The 9,064-nt window shown below is 34.2% G+C and carries 7 protein-coding genes, 1 pseudogene and 1 riboswitch; of the genes and pseudogenes, 3 read left to right on the top strand and 5 right to left on the bottom strand.

The window, feature by feature from the left end; genetic code table 11:
• Positions 1–78 precede the first annotated feature (78 nt).
• Positions 79–996 carry a heme o synthase gene (cyoE, locus tag V7183_RS12650; RefSeq protein WP_097896329.1) on the top strand — a complete coding sequence of 306 codons (918 nt, stop codon included), beginning with the start codon at positions 79–81 and terminating at the stop codon, positions 994–996.
• 190 nt (positions 997–1,186) lie between these two features.
• On the opposite strand, the gene V7183_RS12645 is transcribed toward cyoE, so the two are convergent.
• The 4 genes and pseudogenes from V7183_RS12645 to V7183_RS12630 all read right to left on the bottom strand — a co-directional run.
• A complete protein-coding gene (locus V7183_RS12645; RefSeq protein WP_335359740.1) occupies positions 1,187–2,278 on the bottom strand; it encodes a sensor histidine kinase in 1,092 nt (363 codons plus the stop codon).
• Positions 2,275–2,994: a response regulator transcription factor gene (locus V7183_RS12640; RefSeq protein WP_097896333.1), complete on the bottom strand. Its 720-nt coding sequence runs from the start codon at positions 2,992–2,994 to the stop codon at positions 2,275–2,277. Before V7183_RS12640 ends, V7183_RS12645 begins: the two co-directional genes overlap by 4 nt.
• Before the next feature lie 145 nt (positions 2,995–3,139).
• Positions 3,140–4,369 carry an aspartate kinase gene (locus V7183_RS12635; protein ID WP_335359739.1) on the bottom strand — a complete coding sequence of 410 codons (1,230 nt, stop codon included), beginning with the start codon at positions 4,367–4,369 and terminating at the stop codon, positions 3,140–3,142.
• 232 nt (positions 4,370–4,601) lie between these two features.
• A riboswitch (Lysine riboswitch) is annotated at positions 4,602–4,788 on the bottom strand.
• Positions 4,789–4,902: 114 nt separating this feature from the next.
• Positions 4,903–5,088: pseudogene (locus tag V7183_RS12630) on the bottom strand (NUDIX domain-containing protein); the annotation flags it as partial.
• A 225-nt stretch (positions 5,089–5,313) separates the two neighbouring features.
• Between V7183_RS12630 and V7183_RS12625 the strand changes: the two are divergent.
• Positions 5,314–6,555 (top strand): N-acetylmuramoyl-L-alanine amidase, encoded by a 1,242-nt coding sequence (locus V7183_RS12625; protein ID WP_335359738.1) that lies wholly within the window; start codon positions 5,314–5,316, stop codon positions 6,553–6,555.
• A 350-nt stretch (positions 6,556–6,905) separates the two neighbouring features.
• Positions 6,906–8,288: an S-layer homology domain-containing protein gene (locus V7183_RS12620; RefSeq protein ID WP_097896337.1), complete on the top strand. Its 1,383-nt coding sequence runs from the start codon at positions 6,906–6,908 to the stop codon at positions 8,286–8,288.
• Positions 8,289–8,336: 48 nt separating this feature from the next.
• On the opposite strand, the gene V7183_RS12615 is transcribed toward V7183_RS12620, so the two are convergent.
• Entirely contained in the window at positions 8,337–8,804 is a 468-nt protein-coding gene (locus V7183_RS12615; protein ID WP_097896339.1) for a hypothetical protein, read from the bottom strand.
• Between the last annotated feature and the right edge of the window lie 260 nt (positions 8,805–9,064).

Raw genomic sequence — 9,064 nt, 5'->3', positions numbered from 1 at the left:
TGATGTATATATAGTAATGAAATTTTTGATTGTAGTAAGATATAGTAAGAGAGTCTAGTAAAAGGGAGAAGGGGTATCATGCAAAGGAAAGAAGAGTTAGTAACTTCGAAACAGAAAGTATCAAACATTTTGGCGCAAACTGTTAAGAGCGGGATTATCAAGTCGAACCTAATTCCAATGTTTGCAGGATTGACATTGGCTTTATATAAATACCAAATTAGCCCGCTTGAGAAGATTCCGGAAATTATATTTGCTTTTATTGGTTCGATTTTAGTAATAGGTGCGGCAGGGGCGTTTAATAACTTATATGATCGTGATATTGATTCGATTATGGAGAGAACAAAAAATAGACCAACTGTGACTGGGGAAATAAGTCCTAAGGTTGTATTATACCTTGGAATCTTAATGACTATCTTTGGGTTAATAGCGCTATCATTAACTACGTATTTAGCAGCATTGTTAGGATTTTTAGGCTTATTTTTGTATATTGTACCGTATACAATGTGGAGCAAAAGAAGAACAATTTACAATACAGAAATAGGAAGTATTTCAGGGGCAATGCCACCACTCATCGGCTGGGCTGCTATTTACCCAGATATAACGCATCCGGCTATTATTGGTCTTTTTATCATAATGGTTATTTGGCAAATGCCTCATTTCTATGCCATAGCTATTCGCAAACATAATGAGTATAAAGCTGCGAAGGTTCCGATGCTTCCAGTAGTCAAAGGTGTGAAAAGAACATATATACAAACGAATATTTATTTAATCATTTTAATTGGAATCAGTGTTCTTTTAGGCTCTTTAAGTGTTGGACTTATGTTGGTAGCGCTTCTTTTAAGTATTTTATGGCTTATTTTAAGTATTTTTGGTTATAAAAAAATGGATTCAGAGAAATGGGCAAAAGCATTGTTTATTTTTTCTCTTTTCCATATGACGATTTTATTTTCAACAATTATTATCTATTCCCTTATCGGTGTTTTTTTCGGAAGCTGAATATATGTAACGAATTAAGATTTTCAGAATGGTTTGATTTGTAAAAAACAAGAAAAAACCAATTTCTCGCGTATAAAAAAGAGAGATTGGTTTTTTTGCGTAGGAATAAATTTTGTTTATGTTTGTGCTGTTAAATAGAACAATAGTAATCGTTACTTGAATCAAACTGTATTTTTGTCGGCAATAAGTACTATAGAGTTGGAAGTGTAATATGGATCGTTGTCCCTTTCTCTACTTCACTGTCTACATGAATTGTTCCGCCATGCGCTGTTATAATTTTATGAGCGATTGCCATTCCTAGGCCGGTGCCTTCGCTTGAAACATTTGTAGTTGTCCCTCGGTAGTACTGTTTAAATAAATTTTGAACCGTCATTTCATCCATACCGGTGCCAGTATCTTCTATTATAATATGTATATCGTTCTCTAATGAGATAGTGGTATGAATTTTTGTTCCTTCATGGTTATGTAAAACAGCGTTTATAAATAAGTTTTGTAAAGAACGGTGGAGTAATTTTGTATCAATAGGAATCATTATTTTTGTTTCGTCTGACTGAAAGCTAAAATGATAATGTTCAGACCGTGGATCGTTTGTTATATCAGCTATTATTCTTCTTGTAAATTCAACAATGTTTATTTCTTCTGTTCTTAATGGGATCTGTGAATCTTGAAGACGAAAGGAGAGATTTAAGTCTTCAATTAATTCTTTCATATGGTCCCCTTTTTGCTGAATCTCTTGCAAGAATTTCTCTTTTTCTTCCTGACTCCACTCATGATCGGGTGATAACATAAGTGCACTGTATCCTGTAATATAAGTGAGCGGTGTTTTTAAATCGTGAGAGATTCCTGCCATCCATTCTCGTTTCATTTTTTCTAATTGCTCTCGTTCATTCTCTATTTCTCGTAATCTGTTTGTTAAATGTTCTATATTTAGAAAGACGTCTTTATATAAGCGATAAGGACCTTTTAATTTTCCAGTTTTTTTATTGTACATTTGTTTCGTACTTTCTGGCGCCACATAAGAACCTTCTGCTAGATGGTTAATCCATGAAATCATTCGAAATAAAGGTTTCCCTATATGCCATCCATATATAATAGCACCTAAAATAAGAGTGCATATAAACAGACTGAAAACGATAAGAGCTTCTGTGTCCTTGTTGTCTGTATTTATTCCAATAAGGGGCAATATAATTTCTATTAAGACTGCCATTACAATCCCCATAAAAAAAGTGCCGATAACTAAACTAAGAATGAAATGAAGGCCTAGTCGGAAACCGATTTTCATTTGGACAGCTCCTTAGTATGCGGGATAAATTTGTAGCCGATTCCTCTTAAATTAATGATATATTGAGGGGACCGTGGATCGACTTCTATTTTCTTGCGTAATTTAGAAATGTGCATAACTACTGTTTTATCATCACCCATAGAAGAGAGTCCCCATACTTGCTCATATAGCTGCTCAGCTGTAAAAATTCGATTTGGATGTGTACATAAGAAAGTAAGTAATTCTAGTTCTTTTGCTGTACAATGAACAGGTTTTTCGTGTACAGTCATACGTCCTTCGCTTGGATAGAGAGAAAAGGACTGGAAATGTAGATTTGAATTTTCTACTTGTTGGTTATCTAGCAGCATACGTTGTCTACGTAATTGTACGTTAATTCGAGCAGCTACTTCTAAAGGGTTAAAAGGCTTTGTTATGTAATCATCCCCGCCAATTCCGAGGCCTGTTAATTTATCTAAATCACTGGATCGTGCTGTTACAAATAAAATAGGAGTATTTGTATAGTTTCGAATTTGTCTACATAGTTCGAAACCATCTATGTCTGGTAGCATAACATCAAGTAAAATGATATCGAATGAATGATTTTTAATTAAGTTTAACGTCTCTGTACCGTTTATAGCGGTTGTTATATGAATGAAGTTTTCTTTCTTTAAGGTAAGTACCAACATATCTAATATGCCTTGTTCATCATCTATTAAAAGGATCTTTTCTGTTCTCATTATGTATCCGCCTTTACATGTTTTTCGTATCGTTTAGAAGTGATTTGGAAAATATTTCACATGTAATAGTGTAACATAATTGTATTTTGCTGGAGAAAAAATAAGAGCAAAGAAGATGTTCTTTGCTCTTATTTTTGTAATGAAATTAATTCATTTGTACCATAGGTTCAATTTTAGCCATAAATGATTGGTGAAGTGCTTCTACACCATCTACTAAGTGTAAGCGGTCGATTACAACAGATACTTTAATTTCAGATGTACTTACCATTTTAATATGAATATTTCCTTCTTTTAATGTAGAGAACATATTAGCAGCGACACCTGGATTAGATACCATGCCAGACCCTACGATAGATACTTTTGCTAGATGATTTTCGTATTCTACAGATTCATAGTGAAGTGCTTCTTGATTTTGTTCTAATACTTCTAATGTTTCTCTTAAATCATTGGAGTGAATAGAGAAGGATAGATGTACAGTTCCTTCATTTGTAATACTTTGAATAATAATGTCAACATTAATATGAGCAGTAGCTAATGTAGAGAAAACAGTTGAGAGCGATCCTTGTTCGAGTCCTTTAATTGTGACGCGTGTAATATTATCTTCAAATGCAATACCTTTTACCACCGATTGTTGTTCCATGTTACATTCTCCCCTTACAATTGTCCCATTTTCTTGTTTCATACTTGAGCGAACTTCTAACAATACGTTATGATTTTTTGCAAATTCAACAGCACGTGGGTGTAAGACACCAGCACCTAAATTTGCGAGTTCTAACATTTCATCATAAGAAATTTCATCTAATTTATAAGCGTCATTTACAACGCGTGGATCAGTTGTATAAACGCCTGTTACATCTGTGTAAATATCACATTTTTTTGCTTTCAGCGCAGCTGCTAATGCAACAGCAGTAGTATCAGAACCACCACGACCTAGGGTTGTAATTTCTTTTTCTTCACTTAAGCCTTGGAAACCAGCCACAATGACAATTGTTCCTTCTTGTAAATGGGATTGGATACGTTCTGTGTTAATATCAGTAATCCGTGCACTACTATGTACAGATTCTGTTGTAATACCAGCTTGCCAACCAGTTAGTGAAATAGCGTTGTACCCTTTTGTTTGCAGCGCAATTGTTAAGAGGGAAATCGTTACTTGTTCGCCAGTTGTTAAAAGCATATCCATTTCACGTCTACTTGGATTGTCAGTAATAGCGCTAGCGAGTGCAACGAGTTCATCTGTATTTTTGCCCATTGCAGAAACGACAGAGACAACGCTATGACCTCGCTCATATTCCTCGATAATTAAATCTGCTACATGTTGAATGCGCTGTATACTTCCGACAGAAGTACCACCAAATTTTTGAACAATCGTTTCCATTACAAATTCCTTCTTTCATCCATTTTTGTTAATAAATCAGGAAAGGTGTAAACATATATAGGAGAGTAATGTATAAATCCCCCAATATCCCTGTAGTTACCGGAAAGAAAAATAAAAAAACACCATCTCAAATAGATGAGGATGGTGCTGTTACAGGAAAAGGGAAACAGAAAAAGGAGCTAATAAAAAAACCGCCAAAAAAGGAATATCATAATAAGCATGATATCTCTTTTTTGTAGATAGCTCTTCATACATACACGTCTGTACATATGACAGTTCTGTTTCTATTCGAAAACAGCCCCAATTGATAAATACAGAGAAATTTATCAATTTCGGCAACACTTCCTTTTTTCTAAACTCATCGACATCTCTGTGTCTCCTTTAGAATACTTATAAGTGCTGCAACCTCTATCTCACGTTTTAGGCGAGAGTGTTTGATTTATGAAGTTGTTAGTAATATTTATTTCATAATAATTCAAAATTTTTCAGAAATCAAGTACGTTATTAAAATTTCGAAAATTAAAGTCTGTTTATTTCTCTTTTACTTCTCTAGCTGCAGCTTGAACAATACTTTCTGGAAATTCTACCTTTCCGCCAGGGGCTAAATATCCTGGAAATCCTAAATGATCAGGACGCTTTATTAACAAGACTTTGTCATCATTTTGAATCATGCACATAGTGTACATTCGATGTTCTATTTTTTTCCGTTTTGTCGACATAATGATTAATCCCCCTTTGTTCTTTTGTAAAATAATATAATAAACTGTATTTTTCAAGGAGAAATTTGTGTGAATTTTCTAGAAATAAGGTTATGCTCAAGAAAGATTTTATACTAAAAAATACAAAATTAATACAAAAAAATCCATATTTTGATTGACTGTAAAAAATTTCGAAATTATACTTATTTTATTAAAAATATTATCCTTGAGAGGGGAACATATTCTATGAAATATAGAATCATCGCAGCAGGTATTCTAGCAGCTAGTTTATTATCTTACTCATCTAGTAGTTTTGCTCAAACAAAAACATTCCCAGACGTAGAAAACCATTGGTCTAAAGAGTCTGTGAACTACTTAGTAGGAAAAGGTGCTATCGCAGGTAACCCTGACGGTACATTCACTCCTGACAGAGAAGTAACTCGTGGGGAAGCAGCTACAATGATGGCAAAAATCTTAAACTTAAAGATTGAAGATGGGGCGAAACCAACTTATAAAGATGCTCAAAATCATTGGGCTACAAAATATATTGCAGCTGTAGAAAAAGCGGGTGTAATCAAAGGTAAAGGAGACGGTACCTTTGACCCGGATGGTAAAATTGATCGTGCTTCAATCGCATCTATGCTTGTAGGAGCATACCGATTTGATACAAAAGTAAGTGGAACAGTAGAAACAAAATTCGCAGACTTAAACGATCACTGGGGGAAAGAGAAAGCTAATATTCTAGTTGCTCTAGGAATCTCTAAAGGTACTACAAGTACGACTTGGGAACCAACAAAAACTGTAACGAGAGCAGAAGCAGCGCAATTTATTGCAAAAGCTGATTCATTTCAGGTTCAAGATCCTTTAGAAGGAAAAGTAATTATTATTGATCCTGGTCATGGTGGCAAAGATCCGGGGAAAGATACTCAAGGGCTATCTGAGAGTAATATTGTGTTAGATACGTCTAAACGATTACAACAATTATTAGAGAAAAATACGCCATTCAATGCTTTATTAACACGTGATACAGATATCCGACTAGGGGATGACCAAAAAAGCGATCTTGAAAATCGTGTGAAATTTGCAAAAGAACACGACGGAGATATTTTTGTTAGTATTCATGCGAATGCTTCTCAGGAACACAATGGATATGGAACAGAAACATTTTATTATAAAGAATCAAAAACAGGTGAATTAACTGAGCGTGAAAAAGAAAGTCGTATGTTAGCAGAAAAAATACAAAAGCGTTTAGTTGAAGCACTTCATACAAGGGATCGCAAGGTGCAAGAAAAAGATCTTTATGTAACTAGAGAAAATGAAATGCCAGCAGTGCTAACTGAACTTGCCTTTTTAGATAATAGCGCAGATTATGAAAAGCTAGCTACTGAATCCGGAAGACAAATTGCAGCGGAAGCAATTTATGCAGGGATTTTAGATTATTATGAATGGAAAAATTATGACGTATCTAAATACCGACTAGCAAAATAATTGTTTTATATTTGAGCACATCAGCTTTTAATAGGATGTGCTTTTCGTTTGAGAGTTATATAGTTTTTAATCAAAATAGAAAAATATATCGTTTTATATTGATTTTAAATAAATCTAGGACTAGATTAGTTTATTTTTATAACGTATACTTTTATCGTTGACTAATTTATCTCGTTATTTGTAGATTGTAATCATTTCTCTTAATAAGAAATCACCAGTTTATTAGAGGGAATGAAAGTTTTACTTCATTTGAGAGTGTGTTAGTTTAATAGGTGAAATGTTAAAATTTTATAAAAAAAAGGAGGCCAGTTAACACGGGACGAGCAAGTACATAACGTGTTAAAAATACGATGAAAAAAGTAATTTCTAATGTTTTAGCAATGACAATTGCATTGCAAGTTGTAATGGTTCCATCCACTTCGTTTGCGGCTGAAAATGAATTTCCAGATGTGCCCAAAGGCCATTGGGCATATGAAGCAATCACTGATTTAACAAATAAAAAGGTTATTGCAGGATATGACAACGGTAAATTTGGGCTAGGGGATAAGGTAACACGTGAACAAGTAGCTGCACTTGTTTATCGAGCACTTAAGATAGAAGCTAAAGAAGGATATAAAAACCCATATCATGATGTTAGTGCGAGTACAACGATGTTTCCAAATGAGATTCTAGCTTTAACAGAGATGGGAATCTTTACAGGGGATGAAAAGGGAAACTTTAGACCGAAGGATTCGTTAACTCGTGCTGAAATGGCAGTAATTTTACAGAAAGCTTATCATTTAAAAGTAAAGGCTAACCATACATTTAATGACGTAGATCCAAAAGCATGGTCATGGGCACAAGATGCGATTAGTGCTCTCCAGTCTAATGGTATGGCAGATGGAAATGGGACAGGTACATTTAACCCGTCTGGAATTGTAACACGTGAAGAATATGCACAATTTTTATTTAATGCTCAACAATCTTATTTAAATTTAGATTTAACATTGGTTTCTAATGTTACAGCGCAAGAGATTGATAATTTTATTAAGAAATCTCGTTCTGATAGCCCGCTAATTGGTCATGGACAAGACTTCATTGCAGCTCAAAATGAACATGGTGTAAATGCTCTTTACTTGGCAGCACATGCAATTTTAGAGTCTGGATATGGAAGATCAGAAATCTCGTATCGTAAACATAATTTATTTGGATTACGAGCATATGATCGAGATCCGTTCTATCATGCGAAATATTTGCCAACATATCGTGATAGTATCTCATATAATGCCAACTATGTAAGAGAACGCTATTTAGAGAAAGATGGAATGTATTTTAATGGACCAACATTAGTTGGGATGAATGTGAAGTACGCATCTGATCCAGAATGGGCTGGAAAAATTGCTGGTCTTATGGAGCGAATTAAACCGTTTAACAGAAATGATTATCGAAATGCAAATAGATTACCAAAAAACCCTAATACATTAGATGTTGAAGCGTTAGGAAATGAAATTCCATATAACGATCTAGGGAATAAAGAAGTAACTGTTCAATCGGCAGGAAAGTATTATCAGGTACCATATCCGTACGACTTGCAAATTAAGAGTGTACCGAACGTTACACAAAACGAAGTTGGACAATTAGAGAGTGGATCAACAGTAACTGTTTATCGTGAAGATCCAAATGGATGGGTAGAGTTCTCTGTGAAAGACAATCCAGAAAAATATTGGACATTAAAGAGCAATTTAAACATGTAATGTTATAAAACGAAGAAAAGGTGTTTTCCGTGTGGGAAAACACCTTTTCTACATTTCATGGAATACAAATGTTTGCTTCATTTTTTTTCCTTCATTCTCTGGATGCCCGTTATAACTAAATTCTTTCTCTTCCCAAGTAATGACGACTTCAAATGTATTGGCATTAGCGTATAGAGGGAAAATCATGTGTTCAAAACTTGTATGGCTTTTTGAAATATTCATATCTGAGTTACTGGAAGGTTTAAATGTCGCTTGCGATGCTGGATTATTATGAAGTACCTCAACGGACACGTTCGATACATCTTTACCAATATTTTTTACAAACAAACTGTATGTATCAAAGACGCCTTGTTTCGGTTGTAAAGCATTTGGATTTGTGCTGTGAGATTTATCGATTTCGATATACCACTGTTTAGACTTTGAAGCAATGGGAAGCTCTTGGAATGTATAGGCACTAGCTTGTAGAGGGAGTGCTAAACAGATAAGAGTGAATAAGAAAATTATTTTTTGTTTCATATATATCTCCCATTCGTTGGAAATTTGTTGTTAGTATGTGCCATTTTTAGGGGAATATGCATTGGTTATTTGTGAAAAAGATTTTGATAACTATATGTTGAATAACTGGGATGAGTATTTTGCAGTAGAAAAAACGACAATAGTTCTTTTAGTATCGGCCTGATTTTTAAATGTAGTGTAGTATTTTCAAAATAAACTATAATTATTAAAATACCAAAAATCCCTGATTTCGATCAAAAAGCAGGGATTTTTGGTATTTT

Source organism: Bacillus sp. JJ1127 (assembly GCF_036965845.1).
Lineage (GTDB): Bacteria > Bacillota > Bacilli > Bacillales > Bacillaceae_G > Bacillus_A.
Note: the sequence above shows the minus strand (reverse complement) of the source record. Positions and strands in the feature narration are given on the sequence as shown.

Bases quoted from the DNA above. Each gene is read 5' to 3' on its own strand.
- V7183_RS12645 (WP_335359740.1), bottom strand. From the start codon at position 2,278: ATGAAAATCGGTTTCCGACTAGGCCTTCATTTCATTCTTAGTTTAGTT.
- V7183_RS12625 (WP_335359738.1), top strand. From the start codon at position 5,314: ATGAAATATAGAATCATCGCAGCAGGTATTCTAGCAGCTAGTTTATTA.
- V7183_RS12615 (WP_097896339.1), bottom strand. From the start codon at position 8,804: ATGAAACAAAAAATAATTTTCTTATTCACTCTTATCTGTTTAGCACTC.
- V7183_RS12635 (WP_335359739.1), bottom strand. From the start codon at position 4,369: ATGGAAACGATTGTTCAAAAATTTGGTGGTACTTCTGTCGGAAGTATA.
- cyoE (WP_097896329.1), top strand. From the start codon at position 79: ATGCAAAGGAAAGAAGAGTTAGTAACTTCGAAACAGAAAGTATCAAAC.
- V7183_RS12620 (WP_097896337.1), top strand. From the start codon at position 6,906: ATGAAAAAAGTAATTTCTAATGTTTTAGCAATGACAATTGCATTGCAA.
- V7183_RS12640 (WP_097896333.1), bottom strand. From the start codon at position 2,994: ATGAGAACAGAAAAGATCCTTTTAATAGATGATGAACAAGGCATATTA.